At 60.2% G+C, this 24216-nt stretch carries 20 protein-coding genes, 1 tRNA gene and 1 pseudogene; 11 read left to right on the plus strand and 11 right to left on the minus strand.

The genetic code is table 11. From position 1 onward, the window contains the following. Positions 1–5 precede the first annotated feature (5 nt). On the minus strand, positions 6–140 hold the full coding sequence (locus tag MOQ67_RS15280) for a hypothetical protein (RefSeq protein ID WP_017846380.1): 135 nt from the start codon (positions 138–140) through the stop codon (positions 6–8). Between the two features lie 172 nt (positions 141–312). Between MOQ67_RS15280 and MOQ67_RS15285 the strand changes: the two genes are divergently transcribed. Beyond that, positions 313–507 carry a hypothetical protein gene (locus tag MOQ67_RS15285; protein ID WP_017846379.1) on the plus strand — a complete coding sequence of 65 codons (195 nt, stop codon included), beginning with the start codon at positions 313–315 and terminating at the stop codon, positions 505–507. A 14-nt stretch (positions 508–521) separates the two neighbouring features. On the opposite strand, the gene MOQ67_RS15290 is transcribed toward MOQ67_RS15285, so the two are convergent. Both MOQ67_RS15290 and MOQ67_RS15295 read right to left on the minus strand, forming a co-directional pair. After that, a complete protein-coding gene (locus tag MOQ67_RS15290) occupies positions 522–902 on the minus strand; it encodes a hypothetical protein (protein WP_046486080.1) in 381 nt (126 codons plus the stop codon). A gap of 165 nt (positions 903–1067) precedes the next feature. After that, positions 1068–4649, minus strand: a complete 3582-nt coding sequence (locus MOQ67_RS15295; protein ID WP_198717244.1) for a membrane-targeted effector domain-containing toxin — start codon at positions 4647–4649, stop codon at positions 1068–1070. Positions 4650–4927: 278 nt separating this feature from the next. Between MOQ67_RS15295 and pvdQ the strand changes: the two genes are divergently transcribed. Together pvdQ and MOQ67_RS15305 are read left to right on the plus strand one after the other, a co-directional pair. Continuing rightward, positions 4928–7213, plus strand: coding sequence for a bifunctional acylase PvdQ (gene pvdQ / locus MOQ67_RS15300; protein WP_104903264.1), 2286 nt, complete (start codon positions 4928–4930; stop codon positions 7211–7213). 214 nt (positions 7214–7427) lie between these two features. Beyond that, positions 7428–7501 (plus strand) — tRNA-Cys (locus MOQ67_RS15305). Positions 7502–8481: 980 nt separating this feature from the next. Here the strand turns inward: MOQ67_RS15305 and MOQ67_RS15310 are convergent. The 5 genes and pseudogenes from MOQ67_RS15310 to MOQ67_RS15330 all read right to left on the minus strand — a co-directional run bounded on the left by MOQ67_RS15310 (position 8482) and on the right by MOQ67_RS15330 (position 11682). Then, on the minus strand, positions 8482–8793 hold the full coding sequence (locus MOQ67_RS15310; RefSeq protein WP_057004210.1) for a hypothetical protein: 312 nt from the start codon (positions 8791–8793) through the stop codon (positions 8482–8484). A gap of 454 nt (positions 8794–9247) precedes the next feature. Continuing rightward, on the minus strand, positions 9248–9952 hold the full coding sequence (locus MOQ67_RS15315; protein WP_104903262.1) for an endonuclease NucS domain-containing protein: 705 nt from the start codon (positions 9950–9952) through the stop codon (positions 9248–9250). A 266-nt stretch (positions 9953–10218) separates the two neighbouring features. After that, on the minus strand, positions 10219–10758 hold the full coding sequence (locus MOQ67_RS15320; RefSeq protein ID WP_079443914.1) for a hypothetical protein: 540 nt from the start codon (positions 10756–10758) through the stop codon (positions 10219–10221). A gap of 19 nt (positions 10759–10777) precedes the next feature. Next, positions 10778–10903 (minus strand): annotated as a pseudogene (locus MOQ67_RS15325) (hypothetical protein); the annotation flags it as partial. Positions 10904–11004: 101 nt separating this feature from the next. Further along, positions 11005–11682 (minus strand): GntR family transcriptional regulator, encoded by a 678-nt coding sequence (locus tag MOQ67_RS15330; RefSeq protein ID WP_017846363.1) that lies wholly within the window; start codon positions 11680–11682, stop codon positions 11005–11007. Between the two features lie 226 nt (positions 11683–11908). On the opposite strand from MOQ67_RS15330, the gene MOQ67_RS15335 reads away from it, so the two are divergent. The 7 genes from MOQ67_RS15335 (at position 11909) to MOQ67_RS15365 (ending at position 19952) form a co-directional block, all read left to right on the plus strand. Further along, positions 11909–12652: a DUF969 domain-containing protein gene (locus MOQ67_RS15335; RefSeq protein WP_198718675.1), complete on the plus strand. Its 744-nt coding sequence runs from the start codon at positions 11909–11911 to the stop codon at positions 12650–12652. Further along, a complete protein-coding gene (locus MOQ67_RS15340) occupies positions 12649–13605 on the plus strand; it encodes a DUF979 domain-containing protein (RefSeq protein ID WP_046484272.1) in 957 nt (318 codons plus the stop codon). Before MOQ67_RS15335 ends, MOQ67_RS15340 begins: the two co-directional genes overlap by 4 nt. Positions 13606–13620: 15 nt before the next feature. Next, positions 13621–14394, plus strand: a complete 774-nt coding sequence (locus MOQ67_RS15345; RefSeq protein ID WP_198718676.1) for a LamB/YcsF family protein — start codon at positions 13621–13623, stop codon at positions 14392–14394. Continuing rightward, on the plus strand, positions 14394–15995 hold the full coding sequence (gene pxpB, locus MOQ67_RS15350; protein WP_017846359.1) for a 5-oxoprolinase subunit PxpB: 1602 nt from the start codon (positions 14394–14396) through the stop codon (positions 15993–15995). The genes MOQ67_RS15345 and pxpB overlap by 1 nt, the downstream gene beginning before the upstream one ends. Continuing rightward, complete coding sequence (locus MOQ67_RS15355) at positions 15992–17728, plus strand: acetyl/propionyl/methylcrotonyl-CoA carboxylase subunit alpha (RefSeq protein ID WP_104903259.1); 1737 nt, start codon at positions 15992–15994, stop codon at positions 17726–17728. Before pxpB ends, MOQ67_RS15355 begins: the two co-directional genes overlap by 4 nt. Before the next feature lie 401 nt (positions 17729–18129). Beyond that, entirely contained in the window at positions 18130–18297 is a 168-nt protein-coding gene (locus tag MOQ67_RS15360; protein ID WP_169796382.1) for a hypothetical protein, read from the plus strand. A 671-nt stretch (positions 18298–18968) separates the two neighbouring features. After that, positions 18969–19952: a GlxA family transcriptional regulator gene (locus MOQ67_RS15365; protein ID WP_079443908.1), complete on the plus strand. Its 984-nt coding sequence runs from the start codon at positions 18969–18971 to the stop codon at positions 19950–19952. 67 nt (positions 19953–20019) lie between these two features. Here the strand turns inward: MOQ67_RS15365 and MOQ67_RS15370 are convergent, their stop codons facing one another. Genes MOQ67_RS15370 through MOQ67_RS15380 form a run of 3 tightly spaced genes read right to left on the minus strand, consistent with a single transcriptional unit; the run spans position 20020 to position 23187 of the window. Then, positions 20020–21282: an NAD(P)/FAD-dependent oxidoreductase gene (locus tag MOQ67_RS15370; protein WP_198718772.1), complete on the minus strand. Its 1263-nt coding sequence runs from the start codon at positions 21280–21282 to the stop codon at positions 20020–20022. After that, on the minus strand, positions 21272–22219 hold the full coding sequence (locus MOQ67_RS15375; protein ID WP_198718771.1) for a dihydrodipicolinate synthase family protein: 948 nt from the start codon (positions 22217–22219) through the stop codon (positions 21272–21274). The genes MOQ67_RS15370 and MOQ67_RS15375 overlap by 11 nt, the downstream gene beginning before the upstream one ends. 41 nt (positions 22220–22260) lie before the next feature. Next, positions 22261–23187: a 4-hydroxyproline epimerase gene (locus MOQ67_RS15380; RefSeq protein WP_198718770.1), complete on the minus strand. Its 927-nt coding sequence runs from the start codon at positions 23185–23187 to the stop codon at positions 22261–22263. Between the two features lie 196 nt (positions 23188–23383). Between MOQ67_RS15380 and MOQ67_RS15385 the strand changes: the two genes are divergently transcribed. After that, positions 23384–24151 (plus strand): AraC family transcriptional regulator, encoded by a 768-nt coding sequence (locus MOQ67_RS15385; protein ID WP_102617052.1) that lies wholly within the window; start codon positions 23384–23386, stop codon positions 24149–24151. The last annotated feature ends 65 nt before the right edge of the window (positions 24152–24216 follow it).

Consider the following 24216-nt stretch of genomic DNA (forward strand, 5'->3'; position numbering starts at 1 on the left):
TGTGATCAGCGGTGGTAGTAACCCGGGCCGCCACCGTAGTAACGGTGGTCATGCCAGCCACCACCGTGTGGGAAAATGATGCAGCCGCTCATGCTCAGGATGATCAACAAGGGAATCAGCAGTGTGATTCGACGGAACATTTCAAAATCCTCTAGGGTACTCATAGATTGAATCAGGCGACGGGCAAGCCAAAGTTTTTCATCGCCTGTAACATGAGACCCTGTCGACCCGATTCCATCCCCGCCAGCGGGTATGTATTTGGCATGTTCGGCGATACAAAGTGGATACATTCTCAAGGTTCAGGAACCCGTCATGACGCAAAAGCAACGTTTGAAATACTCGATTCTGATCTCCCTGGTCGTACTGGGGACGATGTTTGGCCTGTCCTACTTGCAGAACACCGGGGTTATCAGCGAAAAAACGTTCCAGTACATCGCCATTGCGGTGGCGGTCACCGTGGTCGTGATCAACGGTGTGATGCGGCGCAAGGTCAAGCCCAACTTTTGATTCTGCTGCGTGGGTCAGGCGCGGCCTTCGAGTACTTTGGCAGCCTCTTCATGGAGGCTGTAGCTTTTGTCGGCATTGAGGGTGATCACGCCCTCGCTGCACAGGCGCTTGAGTACCTCGCGCACGCTGAGAAACGACAACGGGATGCCCAGCTCCAGCAAATGGCTGTGTACCCCGCGTACCCCAAGGGTGCGCTGGTTGTCGGCGGCGGTGAGGAGGGCGTCGATGACCTTCAGCCGGATCAGGCTGGTGCGCAAACCAAAACACTTGAGCAAATGGCGGATGCGCTGATTGCCGTGCTGTTCAGGTGCGTTGCCGAACGCTTGGGCGCCTCTGCCATGAGCGGCCTCGGCGGTCGGTGAATGTCCGTCCGTGGGCAGTTGCGAGTTGTACATGCAAAAACTCCTTATCAGAGCCTGATCAGGAAAATGATGGCGCTGTTACCTAATAAGACGAACGAGCGATGCAAATCATGAAGTGCCGGATGTAGAAAATTTGTCGGTATCCGCTTTGTCACATTGCAATCGCTCTGGATAGACGTCTTCTGGCTGCTGTTCCCGTCACACCGGCCACACTTCGCCGGCGAAAATCTGCAGGTCGCCGGTCAAGTCATCCGCAGGGGTGAGGGTGCCCGAGGGGCCGGGGCGTGGGTCTGCCGAGCGAACGCCGTAGTTAACGCGTCCGGCTCTTCCATACACGGCGATGCCGGTGGCGCCGGTCAATTCGGAGAGGCCCAGAACATTCTGGGTGGTATTGAGATGATGGCGCCCTACCAGGGCAACCCACTTGTCCTCGCCTGCGTGTTGCTCGATGGTGCGGGTGGCGTAGTAGTTGAACTCTTCGAGTCGTCGTTTGGCCTGCTCAGGCGTCTTGATGGGGCCGCCGAACAGGTGGCGTTCGTCGTTGTGCCGCGTCAGGTAAAAATGGTCAAGCGGTACGATTTCGATCCCGTTGTCTTCGAATTTCTTCAACAGTTCGCCCAGGGTCGGGCGTTGGTTGGGAGGGCGGTATATGAGCCCGATCCGGCCCATGCCATCGTCTTTCCAGCGCATGATTTTGTCGTACACCAGGCCTTCGACGAATAGCTTTTTTACCTTGTTTTGAACAAATACATCGACGTTGTCATACAAAGTTCGGAAAGCCGCCAAGCTGCTGTGGGATTCGCCGAATACCAGGCCAGGCGCCGTGCGAAAAGCATCGGCAATCACATCGCTCGTTTTCTTTGGCGCGGGAATGTTTGGAAACTCGGGGCGAGGGGGCAGCCCGTTTGCGGCCATGTGCGTATAAAAATCGCGCATTTCCTGGGCGAATTTCTCATGGGTTGCCTGCTTTCTGCTGGGGGTGAAATGGCCCTCGATGGGGCGGCCACGAATGCTGCTCACGTACTCGGCGTCGGGCAAATGGTCGATTTTACGCACCGGCTCGACTGGCAGCCCAGCCGGCGGTTGACTGAGTGGCGGACGTGACGGTCGACTCAGCGGGTTGAAGCGATGATCACGAGCCGATCGCCCCGGGTGTTGGGCCGTGGGTGAGGGCGGCATCAGCGTATGGACAGGGGTGAATGCGTCGAGTGCGGGCCCATAAGGCTGCATGGCGTCTGAATCGAAGGCATACCATTTACCGTGTTGGCGTATGGCCGAGCCTTCCACTTGCTGCGTACCCACCTGTAAAACGCCTGTTGCGGCGGCCTCGTAACGTTGGCTGGCGATGACCAGCGACTGGCCGTTGGCCGTGCCGCGCAGCTTGCGGATGCCTTGCGCGCTGGCGCTGATGCCATCCGTGACAAGTCTGCCCGCACCCACCGCCAGGTCAACGCTGCCACTCAACGGGTTGAAGGCGTTGAGTGCGGTGACCCCGAGGATTTTGCCGCCGCGCGCCAAGGCACCCAGGGTTGAACCCGCGTTTGTCACTGCCTTGCCGAGTTTTGCGGTAGCGCCCAACCCGGCCGTCACAAAGCCAAATATATCCAGCGCCAGGTCAATCGCGCCGTCCTTGTAGTGACCGTTGCGCAAGTGGGTGATGGCCGAGCGGAGGGGGATCAGGTTCAATAATGCGTCCGTTGTTGAACTGACCCATTCGCGTCGCGCCTCGTCCGGGGTTTCGCCTGCGGCGTATCGCTTGACGGCAGGCTCATCAAACCCCAACGCCTTGATCAGCGCGTCGGCGATGTAGTGGGTTCGCGGACTTTGGAACGTGTTGAAGGTGGGGTATTGCGGTTCCTTTTCTTCGGCGTCGTAGTTGTGGGTTGAGCGATTGGGATGAAACGCTTCGATTTTGTTGACTTCGTCCGACACGTATTGGTGGGGCCGGCTGATCCTGCCCTGGTCAACCTTGGAGATGATGCCGGTTGTGGTATCGAATTCGTATGTCTGATGGCTGTTTTGATATTCGCTGTGTACGAGGATCTTTGGGCTGGTGTGGAAGACCTTGTCTTGGGCGAAAGGAATCAAGCTGGTGCGGTAGTCGTTTTCCTTGAAAAAACTGATTTTTCCATAATTGAGGCGTGTTCGATCTGCCAACGGCAGGCGGTCAATGGCACTGATGAGTGAGTATTTTTTTACCTGTTTGATAGTGTCCAACGCGTTGGTGAATGCCGTGTCGAACGCCTGCGGGATATTGAAAGACGGGCTTCGGGTGAACTGCGCAAACGCCTCAAGATCGATGTCGGCGCGCGCGCCTCTGACCAGCCAGCTCTGCGCGTCGATTTCCAGCCCCTGCTGAGTGATGTCGAGCATCGAATAGGCTTGGCTGAAGCGCGGGGCCTTGGGGTCGTTGGATTTATAGTTGATGTGCAACACGCGATCCTCAAAGTCATCGCGTTCGCCGAAGGTGGCTTTCAGCAGATCCAGCGCCATCTGTTTGCGGCTGGGCAGTGTCGCGCCGACTTCTTTGGACGCGGCGCTCAATTCGCTGTGTTGGGTATTGAAGGCTTCGCGGGTGTACTCGATTTCTGCGTTGTTGTACGCCGCATCATCTTTGGCGTAGAGAAAACCGTTCACCACGCCCCAATCGATCAAGGCGGCCTTCTGCGCCGCTTCACCCGCCGGTGCTATTGAGTCGGCATGGCGCATGACCTCGGCAAAATCCATGTGCATTGCCTTGCCGGGTGCCTGGGCTTCAATCGCAGCCACGGCGATGCACAAGTTGGCCCATGCCTGGCTGCCGTACACCACCGTGGCGGGAATATCCTTGACCAGATATTGCGGCGCCACCCGTGCCAGCAGCAACCTGGCGCCGAGATCCGCGCTAGCGAGGGAAGTCTTGCCGCTGTCGCTCAGGTGTTTGGCCAGTGCGCTGATCACACTGGCTGGCGACATGCCCCAGTGGCTCTCGGCAGCGAGGTTGAAGCCCGCGACGGTATTTCTGCCAGGCTGTTCGATGGATTCGGGGTCCAGCCCCAAGTGGATCGCGCTCAGTACATAGTCGTTTGCGCTGGTATCGGTCGCGATGCCGCCGACTTTGGCCTGTATCGCCTGGCCCAGCTCCTGCGCCTTGGGGGTATCGAGGAGTTTCTCCAACGCCTTGGCCGGGTCCTGTAGCTCGGTACCGGATAGCGGATTACCTTCCAGCAGATACCCCAATGCTCCGCGCCGAGGGTCGAAAAGGGGCACGCCCGGCAGTTTCTCGGTGTTGTCGGCCACGACGTCGCGCACCACGCGCTGGTGTTCCACGCTCAGCGGCAATGCCCAACTGAGCCCGCCGCCCAAGTTGCCCAATGGGTGCGACAACGAATGATTGATCAGTGCGTCGGCCATGTCGAAAAGGTCTTCACGCGTGGCCGGAATGTACGTGCCGTGGTGTGTGATGAAACGCTCAAGGCTGATTTTCTGCGGCGATTGATGCTGAAGCGCCGAGTCTGGATCGACGTCCATCAGGGTTTCTTGCAGTGCGCGCAGCACTGCTTCGGCGCTGGCTTGCGGTGCCAGTGACTGGGCGGCCTGCTTGAGTTGGCGGGCGAGCGTTTGCAGGTTGCGCCTGTGCGCCAATGCGGTTTTGAGGGCCTGGCGGTTGTCATTGCTGTCGACTTCTTGCTCTGTAGGCGGGTCTGCGACCGGAGCCATGTCGTCGGTCGCTAAAGCCGTGGGCAGCAGCGGGTAAACAGGTTGCTGGGACGAGCCGGAGGTTAGGGTGACGGATGTCATGCTGAGTACCTTCTTTCACACGGTGAGGCAGTCCTTGCCGACGAACGCCTTTGTATGAAGGCGCTCGTTTGGGTGTTGAAAGCAGGTGCTTGTGTTCCGCTTGCGGGCGGTGCGGGTTGTCAGTATGTGTAACGGAGGCCATCGGAGCTTGGACTGACCACCCTCGTAGCGCAGAAAATGACGCGGCCGCATTCGTACCTAAATTATTCGCGGGCTGTTGCGTTCTTACGTTGGGGTGATTGCCCTGTGAGGCGGTTCAATCTGACGGTGGGGTCTGCGTGATTATTTGTAACGGGTTGTCCAGGGTGTGTGTGACGGCGCTATTGCTGGGCGTGAGCCTGGCCGCATCCGCGCGCGAGGCGGTGGTGCAGGCGGCGGACATCCGACGCACCAGTTTCGGTGTGCCCCATATCCGCGCCAGTGATGAGCGCGGCCTGGGCTTCGGCATCGGTTACGCCTATGCCCAGGACAATCTGTGCCTGCTGGCCAACGAGGTGGTCACGGTGAGCGGAGAGCGCGCCAGGTTCTTTGGCCCTGAACAATCGACCCTGGATGAGCGCAACAACGTTACCAGCGATGTGTTCTTTGCCTGGCTGAATACACCAGAGGCGGTGGCCACGTTCTGGGCGGCGCAGAGCCCACCGATCCAGCAGCGTATCGAAGGGTACGTCGCCGGCTACAACCGTTATCTGACAGAGCAGGGCGCTCCGGCCCAGTGCCAGGCGGCGTGGGTACGGCCGATCACGCCGCAGGATGTGATCAAGCTGACGCGCAGGCTGCTGGTGGAAGGCGGCGTCGGCCAATTCGCCGAAGCCCTTGTCGGCGCCACGCCGCCCAACACCACCGCCCATCGACTGGGCGACGCCAAGGCCTTTGAACTGGCCGCTGCGCATCAACAGCGTTTCACTCTGGACCGAGGCAGCAACGCCGTCGCCGTGGGCCGTGACCGCTCATTCAACGGGCGTGGCATGCTGCTGGCCAATCCGCATTTCCCCTGGATCGGCGGCATGCGCTTTTATGAGATGCACCTGACCATCCCTGGCCAACTGGATGTGATGGGCGCTGCACTGCCGGGCTTGCCCCTGGTGAATATCGGCTTTAACCAGCATGTGGCATGGACCCATACCGTCGACACGTCCAAGCATTTCACCGTGTATCGCCTGACCCTCGATCCCAAGGATGTCACGCGCTACCTGCTGGACGGTAAATCCATCCCGCTGGATAAAACCACGCTGACGGTACAGGTCAAACAAGCCGATGGCAGCCTCAAAGAGCAGGCGCATACCGTCTACCGTTCGCAATTCGGCCCGGTCGTGCAATGGCCTGGCAAGCTTGATTGGGACAACCGTTACGCCTTCAGCCTGCGCGATGCCAACCTGGGCAACGACCGCGTGCTGCAACAGTGGTACGCGATGAATCGCGCCGGCAGCGTCAAGGAGCTGCAAACCGCGGTACACACCCTGCAAGGCATCCCGTGGGTCAATACCCTGGCTGCGGATGACCAGGGGCAGAGCCTGTTCATGAACCTGTCGGTGGTGCCCAACGTCAACGCGGCCAAACTCGCGCAATGCAGTGACCCACGGGCCGGCCTGCAATTGATCGTACTCGACGGTGCCCGCAGCGCCTGCGCCTGGGACGTCGACCCGCGCGCTGCCCAAGCCGGGATCTTCGCGGCCGACCAGTTGCCGCAACTGGAACGTACCGACTACGTGCAGCATTCCAACGATTCGGCCTGGATGGTCAACCCCAAGGCGCCCCTCACCGGTTTTTCCCCGGTGATCAGCCAGGACAACACCGGCCTCGGCCCCCGCGCGCGTTTCGCCGTGCAACGCCTGCAGTCGCTGGACAACCGGCCGATCAGCGTTGCCGACCTGCAAAACATGGTGATGGACAACCAGGTCTACCTCGCCAGCCAGGTGATGCCCGATTTGCTCGAATTCTGCGCCAAACACCTCGGTGCCGACACCGCCACGCTGCAACCGCTGTGCGCCAGCCTGCAAACCTGGGACCAGCGCGCCAACCTCGACAGCGGCCTGGGCCTGGTGCATTTCATCAACCTGATGCAACACCTGCAGCACAGCCCTGACGCCTGGCGTGTCGCCTTCGACCCGGCCCAACCCCTCACCACCCCACGCGGCCTGGCCATCGAGCGAGCGCCCGTCGCCAAGGCCTTGCGCGAAGCCATGCTGGCCTCGACCGTCGAGGCCGGCCAACTCGGGCTCACCGCCAACAGCCGCTGGGGCGACCTACAAGTCTCCGGCCAGACCCCAATCCACGGCGGCCCGCAACAGCTTGGCATCTACAACGCCATGCAAACCGTGCCCCGCGCCGATGGCAAACGCGAAGTGGTCAGCGGCAGCAGCTACCTGCAAATCGTCACCTTCGACGCCAACGGCCCCCGCGCCCAAGGCTTACTGACATTCTCCCTGTCCAGCAACCCTGCATCGAAATACGCAAAGGACCAGACACACGCATTCTCCGAAAAAAACCTCCGCCCGCTGCCCTTCAGCGAAGCGCAGATCAAGGCCGATCCGCAGTACCAATCGCAGGTCATCAAAGAGTAGGGCGCGCACGCAACCCCTTGATGCCAGGGCAGAATATTTTTTGAAATCAAGGGGTTGCAGGCAAAAGCAAATGAGTACATAATGGCGCCCATCGAACGCAATGAAGCATTAAAAACTTCAATGTATTCAATAAGTTAGAGTAGAGGCACGCTTCACATAGCCCACTCAAGTTTGTATGCGGTGAGTGCCAGCAACCAGGGTACTGATCGTTTGAGGCCGAGTAGCAAAATGGTTATGCAGCGGATTGCAAATCCGCCTACGCCGGTTCGATTCCGACCTCGGCCTCCACTCTTAAAAGCCCCGTAGATTAACGTCTACGGGGTTTTTTATTGCCTGCGATTTAAGATCGCTTCCGCAATTTTTTGAATCGCTTCCGCAACCGGCCTGATTTACAGGAGGCTCTAGCCTTAATTGGCAGCGGTTTTCCTGTGTCAGGTGCATTTTTTGTCGATCTTGGTGGCGGGTGATGTACTCATGAGTCTGCGATAATCGAGGTTAGGACGTGGTTGTCGATGCTGGGGGCAATCCAGGGCTCAGAGATGGTCCGGATGGTACCTATTTGTGCGCAACCTGCGGGCTGTTGATGTCTCCAGCCCCGAAGCCCAAGGCCTAGGAAAAATTCCGGTAATGCCCAAGCCCAGTCCTACTGGGTCCAGGCCTTAGCAGCAGGGTGCTTTCGGCCCTCATGATCGAGAGGGAAACAATGAACAGGTTACTGGCGATAGTTTTAATGATGACGTCCCTGACGGCCTGCAATAGCCAAAACGTAAACAATTTCGAGCGGATAGATTCATCCGCTAAAAGCGTCACGGTGCCCGTCGGGTCTAGCGGTCTACTCGGGGGGCTCAAACAATCTTTGAGGTCAAATGGTTGGAAAATGAGCGTTTACAAAGGCGCATCAATCATTGAAGGAACAATGGGTAAGGAAACCTCACTCCAGCACTACGACACATTCAATACACGATATACCCTGAAAGTAGCTTACCAACAGGTAGACACCTGCATCTGGGACCTTAGGGGATACTCGATTTTTGATATATCTCTAATAGATAACCAGTCAGGCAGTGAGGTATTTACTATCGCCGGTAAGGACTGCGATTCAACCGTCGTTAAAAAATTCGACGAGCTCGTGCGCTAGGTCTAAGCAAGAAGGTAAAGCGGCAAGCGCAACTACTCACACTGACCTCCGGGTCATAAACGCGCCGAAATTGGCGCAACCCCAGTCCTTGGGCTTGCAGGCAAAAGACTGGTAAATCCTTTAGCCTGCGCTATGGCAGGAGGCTGATGTCGTGCCAGAGAGCAAGGTCGTCGGCGGTGTCGCTTAAGTCGGCCTGTTTCGAACTTTCAATCGCATCAGCTATGCCTTTGAAAATTTCCTTGGCTTCTTTGCTAAGTTCATAGGGCGCCGGGTCGTTCTCGTCGACCCTTATATGTTTGTCACATATTTTGACTATCGGGATTTTTGTTTGAATCAGGTTGCCGACTATCACTTCCCTGGCTTTGCAATGCTCATCAAGAGAGGTGCCAGCGTTATCCACGGCATCGCGAATTAGCTTCGATTTTTGTCTGTTAGTGGTCATTGGCCTTCCCTACTGGCTAATTTTAAGGCCCAAAGCTACTACGGCGCTGACAAAGCAAGGTACTGGCATTCCATCCACGCTGGATGCCCGGACAGGAGTCAGTATGACGTTAGTACCCAAGCAAGTCCAAGTATCGGTTTACGCCTCGAAGCAGCGGGCATGGGTCCTGAGCGATCCAGTCTGCAATTTCTATCCGCGAGTTGAAAAGCTTATGAACCGGGCGAGTCCAGGGCGGCATCAGATATTCACCTAGTCTGTAGGCATTCAACTCGGTGCCTTCTACGACGACGAATAGCCACTGCCACAACTCGAAAATTCCGGCGTGTGAAATGAGTGAATTATTTACTGCGAAGTTTAGAACGTCGCCACGTTGTGAGTTCGTTAGCATGGGCAATCAACGTTCCTTGCAGAGAGTGAAAAGCCCGGCGGGCCGGGCTGTGCAGGAAGCGCGTCCCTACTCATCAATCGAAACAGAGTTAAAGGCGAACAGCACTTTGTACTGGACTAGCATGAGATCTGGTATGGCCTCGGTGGCGTACCGGACCGCCTCGGGAAACTCGCTTGCGATCAACATTCCGCGAGGTCTCTTACCATCTTGTCGGGCGTACCAGCCGAGGTAACGGGCAATCTGGCCAACTGCAGAATCCTTCGCCTGTCCGACCTTCAGTTCAATAACAACACGGCGACCTGCCGCGTCCTCTGCGAGTATGTCGACTCGGCCAACTTCGATATTGACCTGGCGATCGACGAAGCGCAGGCCCTTCTCGATGCTATCGAGGTTGCGAACCAAATGGGTTTCGACGTCCCGCTCCAGGGTAATGGAGGTTTCTACAAGCTCCTCGATACTGGCATCATCGCTAGTTTCAAATTCATCCGACTGACTCTCAACAGAAGGCGCCCATGTATTCACTCCATGCACTTGTGGGCTGTATCGGTGGAAACGCCCGTCTTCAGATCGGTAGAGAAAACGATCTGCCCATTTGTGATGGATGTAGGCCTTAGGATTGTTTACAGCGCATGCATAGAGATGTGCGGTCAGGGTGCCTGGTGCCCATTCGCCTGGAAATTTGCCTTCGATGTGGTCTTTGATTTGCTTCCTTGTTACGCCGCCGGTTGCTTGCTCAACGAAGCTGCGAAGGGCTTCTGCCATAGTCGTCATGCTGAGATCCTAAGTTTACCTTGGAGTGTGAAAAAGCCCGGTGGGCCGGGCTATGATTGAGGTTCAGCTTTGTATCGTTTCGCGAAGCTCAACTAAGTCCTTTGAGGGGACGGTTACAAATAATTAGGGATTGCAACTCCACCTACGCCAGTTCGATTCCAACCCCGGCCTCCACTCTTAAAAACCCCGTAGATTACCGTCTACGGGGTTTTTTATACCTGCGATTTACGATCCCTTCCGCAACGCTTCAGATGTGTTCCGCAACTTCACTGTTCTGACCGGATTACGTACTGGATCACCTCTTCAAGGGTGCCTATGTCTGGAGCGTTGCTCGCTAATGCTTCTGGGCGGCACCATGGATAGTCCAGGCGGGATACCCACTCCATGATGGTGTGAAGATCGGTAGGTGGCAGGGTTTTCATATGCTCGATGGTGATAGTGAGCCGCTCGACAAGTCCCGACTCGGGATTGAACTGCCATCCATATTGACCACAACCGACTCGGACCTCGCCGGAGTTTTTATCGGACATAGCGACCAGCCATTGGCATTGGAACGTTTTGCTATCCGGCTCCGGTGGGTGTCCCAGACAAAAGGTATAGACGTTTTCGAATGTCTGACCGAAGCGACTGACCAGCACGTCGCCGATGGACTCGAGGCCTTCAACGTGGGGTGGAAACGAGATAGACCCCGTGTGTACCACCATCTCCAGTTGTGCATCCGGCATAAAAGCCTGGCGCAGCAGATGCGGGCGGTTACTGTCCTTGGCGTTTATGTACTGCTGAATCGACCGTTGAGCTGTGTTCATTGTTGGTCCATTGCATCCATTCGTTGTTGTTGAGGGCAGTGCCGGCATCCAGGAGCGGTTGTTCGAAGGAAAACGAGCAGCCGATGGTGAAGGCAACCAGGTCATCCTGCCACAGGGGCTCTATGTCTGGCAGTTCTTCGCTCATGCGCTAGGGCGGCAAAAGTTTCTGAAGGAGCCCCACTTGGTTAACTGTATCGACCAGTCGACCGGCTGTGTGGGGCAGATGTTGCGTGGACGTCGGAGCTCTCACCCTTCCTGGGAAGGGCGCCTCGCATAGACGGCCAAAACAATGCGTTCGGAATGAATGAGGTATTCAAGCATTGCTTCGCGAGCTTTGGCCATCTCGTTGCGTTCAACGAGTTCAAGAATCTGAAAGTTCATATCGACGTAGGGCTCATGCAAGAACTCGGCGTCCTGCAACAGCCCAAAAGTCAGCCGTAGCTCTGCAAGTATGCGCCGGAACATGGCGTTCAAGCGTTCACTGTCCGCAAGTTCAACGACTGCCGTATGGAAGTCCATGTTAGCTGTGCCCACTGCCAGCCAGTCCCCCGCGTCCCGTGCTCGTTGGGCCTGTTCTGCCGCTGCGCGCATGTTCTTCTTCGCCGGGTGGCGCGGGTAAGCCTCTGCCAGCGCCTGGCATTCGATGAGGCGTCGCACGCGGTAGATGTCGATGACAGCCGCGATGCTGGGAACCACCACGAATACCCCACGGTTGGGCTCGTGTCGTAACAGGCCGTCTTTGGCCAACGTCCGGAACACTTCGCGCAGGGTGTTTCGCGAGATGCCGAGGTTTTCGCTGAGCACCTGCTCGGACAGCCGTTGCCCAGGTGTGAATTCGCCTTGGGTGACTTGCTGACGCAACTGTTCGGCGATCCGCTCGTTTAGCGTCTGGGCTACGAATGAAGGGGAGGCGGGAAGGGGCATCGAGCGGACTTCTGAGTGGCAGGGGCGATTGGATTCTAGCAGGTTTTGCCCTACTCGCAGTGTCGCTTTTTCCTGTAGGGCTGAAACGGATCCATATTTTGGCATGCATATTGCTTTTTATTATCCGTGTTGGATTGTTGAACAATTCTGTTGAAATGATCATTCAATCGGATGAAGATGGTTGAGTGATCTAAGAAAATAACTCAAACAACTTGGAGAAACGCCCGTGCCCACTGACATCAACTTGTGGCCCTTGCTGGGGGTCGTCGTCATCATCGTGGGCTTCGTCCTGCGCTTTAATCCCATGTTGGTCGTGATTGTCACGGCCGTCGTCACCGCCTTCGCGGCGCACTTTCCGGTCGACAGGATTCTTGCCGCCATCGGCACAGGCTTCATCAAGACACGTAACCTGCCGTTGATCATCCTGCTACCGCTGGCGGTGATTGGCTTGCTCGAGCGTTATGGTTTGCGCCAGCACGCCCAGCGATGGATCAGTAGCATCAAGTCCGCGACTGCGGGCCGCTTGCTGATTGTCTACCTTGGCGCACGCCAGATGACCGCAGCCATCGGTCTTACCAGCCTGGGCGGCCATCCACAAATGGTGCGACCGCTGCTCGCGCCAATGGCAGAAGGTGCTGCCGAAGCCCGTTTTGGGGCACTGCCGGAGAAGGTTCGCCACAAGCTGCGAGCGTATGCCGCAGCGACCGATAACGTCGGCCTGTTCTTCGGCGAAGATATCTTCGTGGCTTTCGGCGCGATCGTGCTGATGACCACGTTCTTGCGTGAGGCGGGCATCGAAGTCGAGCCGATCCGCGTCGCGCTCTGGGGGATTCCGACAGCTATTTGCGCATTCACCATCCATGCTTGGCGCCTGCGCCGGCTTGACACTTGGTTGATGCGCGAGATGGCCGGCGGCGCCGCGGCCGCGGCGGTAACCGTCACAGTCGAAGGCAAGGAGTCCCGACCATGACGCTCACGATCACGCACCTGTACTACCTCGTCGGTGCCATCCTCGCCATCACCGCGGTGATGACACTTATGGATCGCCAGCACTCAAAGCGCTATTCCAGTGCCTTTTTCTGGGGCCTTTATTCGCTCGTCTTCTTGCTCGGCGACCAGTTGCCGCCGGTCTGGGTCGGCGTCGGTGTTGTGGTGATGGCGCTGATTGCAGCCTTCGGCGGTGTCGGCATTGGCCGTCACGTGGCCCGCTCGGCGGCGGAGTACTCGGCCAGCGCCAATTTGCTGGGCAACAAACTTTTCATCCCCGCCCTGGCGATCCCGGCCGTGACCATGATCGGCACACTGTCGGCGAAGTACCTCGTGGTTGGCGGCATACCGCTGCTCGACCCGAAGAACACCACGATGGTAAGCCTAGGGCTGGGCTGTATGGTCGCGCTTGCGCTGGTCTGCAAGATGACGAACGAAACGCCGATGCAAGGTATCCGCGAATCGCGTCGGCTGACCGATGCGCTCGGTTGGGCGCTGGTACTGCCGCAGATGCTCGGCATGCTGGGCCTCGTATTCTCCGACGCCGGTGTGGGCAAGGCCGTGGCGCATATCACCACCAGCTACATCAACATGGATGTACGTTTCTTCGCGGTGATGGTGTATGTGGTTGGCATGGCGCTTTTCACCATCATCATGGGCAACGGTTTCGCCGCCTTCCCCGTGATGACAGGGGGCGTCGGGGTGCCAGTCCTGGTCGGCATGTACGACGGTAACCCGGCCCTTATGGCAGCCATCGGCATGCTCTCGGGTTATTGCGGCACCTTGCTTACGCCGATGGCAGCCAACTTTAATATCGTACCGGCGGCCCTACTCGAACTGCCCGACAAAAACGCGGTGATCCGCGCGCAGGTGCCCACGGCGCTGGCCTTGCTGACTTGCAATGTTTTCATCCTGTATTTCCTGATGTTTCGCTAAAGAAAAGAAAACAACATGAAGATAGACCTCAATAGTGACCTGGGTGAAAGCCTGGGCGCCTGGCGCATGGGTGACGACCACGCGATGCTCAGCATCGTGAGCAGTGCCAATGTGGCCTGCGGCTTCCACGCTGGCGACGCTGCCGGCATCCTGCGGACGCTACGTCAAGCGGCGGAGCGCGGCGTGGCAGTAGGCGCGCACGTCGCCTATCCCGACCTCGTCGGTTTCGGCCGCCGCCAAATGGACGTGGCAAGCGCCGACCTGCAGGCTGACGTGATCTACCAGATCGGCGCGCTGAAGGGGTTGGCTGCGGTGGCCGGCACGTCGGTACGATACGTCAAGCCACACGGAGCGCTCTACAACACCATCGCGCACGATAAGCGCCAGGCACACGACGTGATTGCCGCCATCCGCGCAATCGACCCGTCGCTGGTGCTGGTCGGTTTGGCCGGCTCGCCGCTACTCGGCTGGGCGCAGGCAAGCGGGCTGAGCACTGTGGCCGAAGCCTTTGCCGATCGCGCCTACATGCCGGACGGTTCGCTGGTCTCCCGCCGCGAGAAGGGCTCCGTGCTGCACGATGCGCAGGATGTTGCCGAGCGCATGCTTCGCCTGGCGACCGAGGGTGTGGTCACGGCCGTTGACGGCAGCATCGTGCGCCTTAAGGCCGATTCGGTCTGCGTGCATGGTGACAGCCCCGGCGCGGTGGAGATGGCGCGGCAAGTGCGTGCGCTGCTTGAGCGTTCGGGCGTCAAGGTCGCTCCTTTCGTCGACATGGGAGTCGTACCGTGATGCGATTTCTGCCCGCTAATCTCGACGCCCTGTTGGTCGAGCTAGATGACTTGTCGCAGACGCTGGCGCTGCTTGCATCACTACAGGCCGAGCCCATCGATGGCATCGTCGAACTCGTACCGGCCGCGCGCACGGTCATGGTTCACTTCCGGCCTAACACGGTGACGCATGATGAACTCGTCACGCGCATCAGCCGCCGCGACCTCACGGCGCAGATCGAGCGTGCGACCACTCGCGTGGAGATTCCGGTCTCCTACGAAGGAGAGGACCTTGACGAGGTCGCGCAGATGCTTGATCTCTCGCGCGAAGAGGTGATTCGCCGCCATACCGGCTGCGACTACACCGTTGCCTTCACTGGCTTCGCACCTGGGTTCGCCTATCTGAGCGGCGGCCACCCAAGCCTCAACGTGCCGCGTCGCACTACGCCACGCACGCGCATCCCCGCGGGCGCCGTGGGGTTGGCCGGCGCTTTCAGCGGCGTCTATCCGCAGGCCAGTCCGGGGGGGTGGCAGATCATCGGCGTGACTGCCACGCCGATGTGGGACCTAAGCCGTGACGTGCCGGCGCTGCTGCAACCGGGCTTCAAGGTACGTTTCGTCGATGTTTCAGGGCGGCAGGTTTCAGCTTTGCCAGCGCCGTCGCCTGGCCCCGTCGAGGTTCCGCTCCACAATGGTCCGGCGCTTGTTGTCCGTAGCACCGGCCTGCAGGCGCTGTTCCAGGATCTCGGGCGCGAGGGTCTGGCCGGGCAGGGCGTATCCGCCTCAGGGGCGATGGATAAGGGCGCACTGCGCGCGGCCAATCGTCTAGTCGGCAATGCGAGCGACATGGCCTGCGTCGAGATTGTCTACGGTGGTTTCCAAATCACGAGCCGCGCAGACACGGTGGTGGCCTTCACCGGTGCCGATGCGCCGATCGAACTCACACGTGCGAACGGCGCTCGATATCGTGTGCCAGGCCATGAAGCCATCGCACTTTCTGATGGCGACAGTCTGTCGCTTGGCGACCCGCGTGCCGGCATCCGCAGCTACCTGGCGGTGCGCGGTGGCTTCGCGATCGCGCCCGTGCTCGGAAGTCGATCGACGGACACGCTCGCGCAGGTCGGTCCGCCGCCCATCAAAGCCGGTGACATTTTGCCGGTACCTGTGGTCACGCATGGCTCCATCGTCGGCGCGCCCGAAACGCCTCGTGCCGATCTCCCGACGACGACGCAGACCGTGGTGCTCGATGTCGTGATGGGGCCGCGCACCGACTGGTTCACACTGCAGGCCATTGCATTGTTGGCGAGCCAATTGTGGACTGTGACGCCGCAATCGAACCGCGTCGGCCTGCGTCTGGCCGGTGAAACGCCGTTGATGCGCGCACAGATCGCCGAACTGCCCAGTGAAGGCACCGTGTTGGGCGCGATTCAGGTGCCGCCAAGCGGCCAGCCCGTGCTCTTCCTTGCCGACCACCCGCTGACCGGTGGCTACCCAGTGATCGGCGCTGTCGCCCCTTACCACCTCGACCGTGCGGGGCAGATCCCCATCGGTGCGCAGGTGCGCTTCAACCCCATACGCGCGTTCACCGCGGCCCTCTCTTCCGACCTGCGAGAAACCCCATGAAGAAAGTTCTTATCGCCAACCGCGGCGAGATCGCTGTACGCATCGTGCGCGCCTGTGCCGATTATGGTGTGAAATCCGTCGCGGTGTATGCCGACGCCGACATCGACGCGATGCACGCTCGTATGGCCGATGAGGCCTACGGCCTTGACGGCCAGCGCCCGGCCGACACCTACTTGAACATCGAAAAGCTGCTCGCCGTGGCCGACCGCTGTGGCGCCGACGCGGTACACCCCGGATACGGCTTCCTTTCGGAAAGCGCAACTTTTGCCAGGGCCGTGATTGGCGCGGGCCTGAAGTGGATCGGCCCTTCGCCGGCAGCCATTGAGGCACTGGGTGACAAGGTGCAGGCGCGCAAGATCGCCCTGGCTGTCGGTGCGCCGTTGGTGGCTGGCACGTCGGAGCCCGCGCGCGATGCGCAGGAGGTCGTGGCCTTTGCCGAGAAGAACGGCCTGCCGATCGCCATCAAGGCGGCCTTTGGCGGTGGCGGCCGCGGCATGAAGGTCGCATGGCGGCTCGACGAAGTAGCCGAATTGTACGAGTCGGCGGTGCGTGAAGCGGTCACTGCTTTCGGCCGTGGCGAGTGTTTCGTTGAACAGTTCCTCGATCGGCCTCGTCATGTCGAGGCGCAGGTGATCGCCGATACGCACGGCCATGTTGTCGTGCTCGGCACGCGCGATTGCTCGTTGCAGCGGCGCAACCAGAAGCTGGTGGAAGAAGCCCCCGCGCCCTTCCTCAGTGATGAGCAGCGTGAGCGCATCCATCAATCGGCGCGCGATGTGTGCGCGAAGGCAGGCTACGTCGGTGCGGGGACTGTCGAGTTTCTGTTGAGTCCCTCTGGAACAATCTCGTTTCTGGAGGTCAACACGCGCCTGCAGGTCGAGCATCCAGTGACCGAAGAGACAACGGGCATCGACCTCGTCGTCGAGCAACTGCGCATCGCCGATGGCTTGCCGCTGTCGGTCACCGAGACGCCGAAGCCGCGCGGTCATTCTTTCGAGTTTCGCATCAACGCCGAGGATGTGGGGCGCGGCTTTCTACCCGCGCCGGGGTTGGTGCATCTGTTCGAGGCACCGTCGGGGCCCGGCGTGCGCGTCGATACCGGCGTGCAGTCGGGTTCTACCGTCCCAGGTACATTCGATTCACTGATGGCCAAGTTGATCATTACTGGCGCCACCCGTGCCCAGGCTATAGCCCGCGCGCGCCGGGCGCTGAAGGAGTTCCGAATCGAAGGGGTGCCATCGGTGCTTCCTTTTCACCGGGCGGTGATGGCACACGCCGATTTCACATCAGCCGATGCTTTCAGCGTGCATACGCGCTGGATCGAGACAGATTTTGCCGACACGCTGGCGGCCGCTGTACGGCCTGAACCGCTGGCCGATATCGCGCTGGTACGCACGGCCGTGGAGATCGATGGCCGAAGGATTGCGCTCGGGTTGCCGGCTGAACTGCTGCGCGGGCTACATTCCACTGCGCCGTCTGCTGAGCGCGAGGGGGCTGATGTGTCTTCCATTTCGACGGATGCCGCCGCCGTTGTAGCCCCGATCTCGGGCACCCTGCAGTCCTGGAACGTCGCCGACGGCGACAACGTGGCTGTGGGCGACACCCTCGCTTCCATGGAGGCGATGAAGATGGAAATGCAAGTCACGGCACACCGCGCAGGACGCATCACCCTAACGGTGTCCGTGGGTTCGACCGTCGCCGCAGGCACTGCAATCGCAAAAATTGTGAGTTGATGAGAGTCGACTCGCTCGCCCAGGGCTCGGCTCAACACGACTGAATTATTCGCTGTTGAAGGTTGTGATTTTTTAGATGGGATGAATAAATGATTGATGTTGCAACTCAAATGAAACGGACAGCTTTAGTTGCTTTTATGGCAGTAGCATCGGGGTGTTCGTCACCGCCAGAGCGTAGCGCTAATTCCACCAGACCTGCTGAGCCACTCGCGGATTCTCACTTTCATGTTTCCAACTATGCCTTCCAAGGCACAACGCTGCGCAATCTGGTAGATAACTACATGTAGCCTTTCCAATACATTTAATACCATCAAGTTACACGATAGGCGTGACGCACTTCATTTTGAACGGTCTTATTCATCGAGCATTAAAGCTTGTGACTAGAGAGTGTTGTGATGAAGTTGAACAATCTAACTAAGGCGGCACTGATTGTCGCGTTGTTATCGTCCCTGTCGGGCTGCTGGATATTCATGCCGCCGGGTGGTGGTGGTGGTGGTGGTGGTGGTGGTGGTGGTGGCCACGGTCAGGGCGGTGGCCATGGCGGTCCGGGCGGCCCGGGTCTGCGTTAAGTAACGGCTTATTGGGGCAAGCCACGCTATTCATCTTGATGAGGCGTGGCTTGCCTTTTTTTGCCTGGCTTAAATCACAGGCAAAGAAAAGCCCGCGATGGGGAGAGCGGGCTAAAAGGTGTTTCTCTAGGAGCTGAAACAACACTAGGCGTTCACCTGTGAAAGCTTTGTGAAAGGCTTGAGTCAATGTGTCGATGGCCAGTTTGCTGGTGCTGTCGCTGTACCCGAGGCTGTTTTTGAGTTGAGGGCCGGGGCTGCGCTGACGTCAAACGGGCGAGATGGTCGCCAGCAGACCGATGCCAATGGTCAGCACCAAAAAGCCAAACAGGAAAATTGCCATCTTGGTCATAAGGCCTCCGAAGGGAAGGGGGCGGCAGGAACATTCCTGTCGCGCTCGACAAGGGTGTCGGGAGTGGCCCTATTGTCCGCCTCGATGACATTTCGATACAGGCGCAGATAGTAAAGAAAAAACCGTATCAGATGCGCGCGCAACGCTTTGGCCCGGGGGGTTGGAGAGGGCTGGCTTTATCAAGATCAGCAGGTGAGCCATGTCTTGAGGGTACGGCGCGCCACCTGAGACAGCCGCAGCATTTCCCCCTAAGATGGCGCCCACAGCCTCAACAATAAGAGAGGGCCGACCCTCGATGGAAAGACGTCAATTCAGCGGTGGCATGAAAGGCAAGAACCTGCGCTACCTCAATGAAACACCCGGCCAGCCGGCGTCAGCCACCCGCGTTGGCTTCCTGCTGCTCGAACACTTCTCCCTGCCAGCCTTCACCCAGACCCTCGACACCTTCGTCACCGCCAACCTGTTGCGCCCCGAGTTGTTCGCATCGCGCACGTTCGGCTGGGGCGACGGCGAAGTCATCAGCGACCTGGGCCTGGTGATCCGCCCGGATGCACGCCTCGACGTGGCGGCCCTGCAAACGCTGGAGTTGTTGGTGATCTGCGGCGGCTTTCGCACTGAACTCAAGGCCAGCGACGACTTCATCCACCTGCTGCGCAATGCCGCCGAGCAGGGCGTCAGCCTGGCCGGCTTATGGAACGGCGCCTGGTTCCTCGGCCGCGCCGGCCTGTTGCAGGGCTACCGCTGCGCCATCCACCCCGAACATCGCCCGGCACTGGCGGAAGTGTCCAAGGCGGCCCACGTCACCAGCGAACCGTATGTCATCGACCGCGACCGCCTGACCGCCTCGAGTCCGTCCGGCGCTTTCCACATGGCGCTGGATTGGATCAAGGGCCTGCACGACAAGGCCTTGGTCGAAGGTATCGAAGATATCCTGGCCTTCGAGGAGTCGCGCTACCGGCGCATCAAACCGACGGAAAACATCTGCGTCAGCGCGCCGTTACGCGAGGTGGTGAAACTGATGGACGCCAACCTCGAAGAACCCTTGGAGCTCGACCAACTCGCCGTCTACGCCGGCCGCTCCCGCCGCCAGCTCGAACGGCTGTTCAAGGAACAACTGGGCACCACGCCGCAGCGCTATTACATGGAACTGCGGGTGACCGAGGCGCGCCGGCTGTTGCAACACACTGAGTTGTCGCAGGTGGAGGTGCTGGTGGCGTGCGGGTTTGTTTCGCCGAGTCATTTCAGCAAGTGTTATAGCTCGTATTTCGGCTACAGGCCGTCGAAGGAAAAGAGGTTGGTCAAGTAGCGTGGAGGTTGTTGGATTTTTCGTGTGACGAGTCATGATCACGGAGTGCTGATTCTCATCATACGTTTCAGAACCGCGCCAACCGATACCCCTCCAACTCCGGCAAACCCGACAGCCGCGGCCGCGTCGAAGCCAGTTGCGCGATGAGCTCCGCGGTCACCGCCGCCTGCGTCAACCCCAGATGCTGATGCCCGAACGCAAGCAACACCTTGCCGTCGGCGACCCGATCGATGATCGGCAGCGAGTCCGGCAGGGAGGGCCGGAAGCCCATCCATGGCGTCGCGTCCTGTGCATTGAGGTCTTGCCGGAACAACCCTTTGCTCAGGCGATGCAGCTGCCAGGCGCGTTGCATATTCGCCGGGCGCTCCAGGCCGGCGAATTCCACGGTGCCGGCCAGGCGCAGGCCGCCGCGCATGGGCGTCATGATGAACTTGCGCTCCAGGGAGGTGACGGCGAAGGGCAGGCGTTCATGTTCGTGGGGCAGCATCAGGTGGTAGCCGCGCTCGGTGTCGAGGGGGACGTGCTTGCCGGTCAAGGCGGCGGTGAGTTTCGCCGAGTGGGCTCCGCACGCGATCAGCACCTGGCGTGCGGCCAATGGGCCTTGATCGGTGGTCAGCGTGACGCCCTGGGCGTCGACTTGCCCGCCCAGCACCTGGCGGGTGAGAAATTGCACGCCGTTGGCTGTGGCGGCGTTCACCAGTTCGCACACCACTTGATAGGGGTCGAGAAAGTGCCCGGTGCCCGCAAAGAACAGCCCGCCCTGGATGTGCTCGCTTAACTGCGGCGCGGCCTTGCGAATGGTGTCAGCCGACCAGAACGCCACCGGCACGCCTTGCTGCGCCATGCGTTGCTGCAGCGCGTCGATGGCCCCTCGCGAATCCGCGCGCTCGAACACCAGCAACGAGCCGTCTTCGCGCAGCAGCTCCGGCCGGTCGATGCCTTGCAGCAGGCGCTGCCATGCGCCCAGGCTGCCTTCGTTTAGTGCGCGAATGCCGGCGACCGTGCGCCGGTAGCTGGCCGGGCGCAGGTTGAGCAGCAAACGCGCAAACCAGGGCAGGGCGCGGGGCAGGTATTTCCAGTCCAGGCGCAGCGGGCCCATGGGGTCCATCAGCATCGTGGGCAAGCGCTTGAGGATCGACAGGTCGGCGATAGGGAACACTTGTTCGCTCGCCAGGTGGCCGGCGTTGCCATAGGAGGCGCCCATGCCGGGGGGCTGCGCGTCGATGACGACGACCTGGTGCCCTTGACGTGCCAACTGCAAGGCGCAGGCGACGCCGATGATGCCCGCGCCGACCACGGCGATGTCGGCGCTAGGGGTTTCAAGCGACATTCTGTTCCGCCGACCAGTTCGCGTACCACTGGCGGAACAGTGTGTACTGGCTTTCGGCATAACGACGCTGGGCAGCGCTGAGCTGGTCGCTTTCGTTGAAGTGCAGGGCGTAGCCACGGTCGCCGTTGAGCACCATCAGGTGCTTGTAATACAGCACCAGATCGCAGCCTTCGTCGAACGATGACAGCACCGCCAGCGCGGCCTCCAGCTCAAGGGCCTGGCGACGTGCCTTGGCGTCGCCCTTGGCGGCTTGCTTGCTCAGCGCCACCAGTTGCAGCACTTCCCGAGGTAGGGCGTTGCCGACGCCGGTGATAGCGCCGGTCGCGTTGCAGTTGACGAAGCCGTGTACCACCTGGGTATCGACGCCGACCATCAAACTCACGTTATCGTCCTGGGAGGTGATGTGTTCGGCGGCGTAGCGCAGGTCGGCGGCGCCGCCGAACTCCTTGAAGCCGATCAGGTTCGGGTGCTCGCGGCGCAGCTCGAAGAACAGCTCGGCGCGGGTGGCGAAGCCGTAGTAGGGGCTGTTGTAGATCACCGCCGGCAGGTGGGGCGCAGCGTCGAGGATCGCGGCGAAGTGGGCCTTTTGCGCGGTGGCCGAAGCGCCACGGGACAGCACGCGGGGAATCACCATCAACCCCTGGGCGCCGACCTTGGCCGCATGCGCCGCGTGGGACACCGCTTCACGGCTGTTGACCGCGCCGGTGCCGACGATGGTCGGCACGCCGGCGGCGGCCAGGCGCGCCACGCCCTCCTGGCGCTGGGCTTCGGTGAGCAACGGCCAATCGCCCATGGAGCCGCAATAGACCACGGCGCTCATGCCGATATCGATCAATTCGCGGCCCTTGGCGACGAGGGCGTCGAAATCCGGCTTGCGCGCGGCGGTACACGGGGTCATCAGTGCGGGAATGCAGCCGGTGAAGATGGTGTCGCTCATTGGGCTAACTCCTTGGAATATTCAGTCAAACCATGCAGGGCTCAGATGCCCCAGGCGAAAGGGTCCTGCGCATCGATCAGCAGGGTGCTGTCGGCGGTCATGTAGGCGCGACCGGTGATGTACGGGCGCACGCGTTCGCCGTCCCATTCATAGCGGCCTTCGAACTGGCTGCCGGTGATGCTGGCTTGTACCCAGGTTTCACCCGGCGCGAGTTTGTCATCGGCGGCCAGGCAGGCGAGCTTGGCGCTGGTGCCGGTGCCGCAGGGCGAGCGGTCGTAGGCTTTGCCCGGGCACATGACAAAGTTGCGGCTGTCGGCGTGGGCGTCATCGGCAAACAACTCGATATGGTCGATCAGTGCGCCGTCTTCGCCATAGATGCCTTGGCGTTCGAGGGCCTTGAGCATCGCCCAGGTGTAGTCGGTCAGGGCGTCGACGTTATCCATCTGCAGCGCCTGGCCGTGCTCCGACACCAGGAAGAACCAGTTGCCGCCCCAGGCGATATCGCCATGGACCACGCCATGCCCCGGCACCTCCACCGCTACCCGTTGGCGAAAACGGTAGGCGGGCACGTTGCGCAGGGTCACGGCGCCGTCTGCATGCAGTGTGGCCGCCACCGGCCCGACGGGCGTGTCGACGGTGTGTACGCCCGGCTCGATGCGCCCCAGATAGTGCAGCGAGGTAACCAGGCCGATCGTGCCGTGGCCGCACATGCCGAGGTAGCCGGCGTTGTTGAAGAAGATCACGCCGCAGGTGGCGCCCGGTGTGACCGGCGCGCAATACAAGGCGCCCACCAGCACATCGTTGCCACGCGGTTCCAGCAGGCAGGCGCGTCGCCATGCGTCGTGGTGGGTGCGCAGGTTGTCGAGTTGCGCGGCGATGCTGTTGCCGGCCAGTGCGGGGAATCCGTCCATCACCAGGCGCGTGGGTTCGCCGCCGGTGTGAGAGTCGATGACGTGCAGTCGTTTCATGACACGCTCCATTCAGGGGTGAACCTGGCCGATGGGATAGGCATGCAGTGGCCATATCGTGAACGCGTCAGCGCTGCGACGATTGATGTTTTGCGCCGGGTTGGATGACGAATTCAGCACAGTTTTCTACGCTCGACAGCATCCCGTGCATGGGGCAATCTGCTGGACGTCGAGGCGCAAAGAGGGGGGCGGAGTGATGTTGCAGAGTGCGTTTGCAGCCCTGTGCCAAGGGCGCGAGGCGAATCGCCCGCAGAGTATCGAGCAGTTATTGGCCGGCGTCATGCAACTGCTGCCGATGCTCGACGTGATCCCCAATGCCGCGATTTTCATCAAGGATCTCGACGCCCGCTATGTGCTCGCCAACCGCACCCTGGTGCAGCGTTGCGGGCTCAAGCAACTGCAACCGTTGCTCGGCAAAACCAGCGCCGAGGTGTTCCCCGCGCAATTGGGGCCGGGTTATACCGAGCAGGACCGGCGCGTGCTGGAGCAGGGGTTTGTATTGGCGGATCAGCTCGAGTTGCATCTCTATGGCAGCCGCGAACCGGGCTGGTGCCTGACCCACAAGTGGCCGCTGTACAACCACGTCGGGCAGATCATCGGCCTGGCCGGCATTTCCGTCGACCTGCAATCGGCCAGCGAAACCCACCCCGCCTACCAACGCCTGGCCGCCGTGGACGCGCACATTCGCACGCACTTCAATCGGCGCGTGACCTTGGGCGAACTGACGCGTATCGCCGGGATCTCGGTGGCGCAGCTGGAGCGCTACTGCAAGCGCGTGTTCCACCTGACGCCGCGGCAGATGATCCAGAAAGTGCGCCTGGAGCACGCCCATCGCTTGCTGCACAGCGACCTGCCGATCACCGACGTCGCGCTGCAGTGCGGTTACACCGACCACAGCGCGTTCAGCCGCCAGTTCAAGGCGTCGACGGGGTTTACGCCGAGGCAGTACCGCCAGTTGGGCTAACCGCCGGCATTGCGATGCAACGAATAGCCCCGCTCGCCGCTCCTATGCTTACGAGTAACCTTTTC

This window comes from Pseudomonas sp. LY-1 (assembly GCF_053502595.1).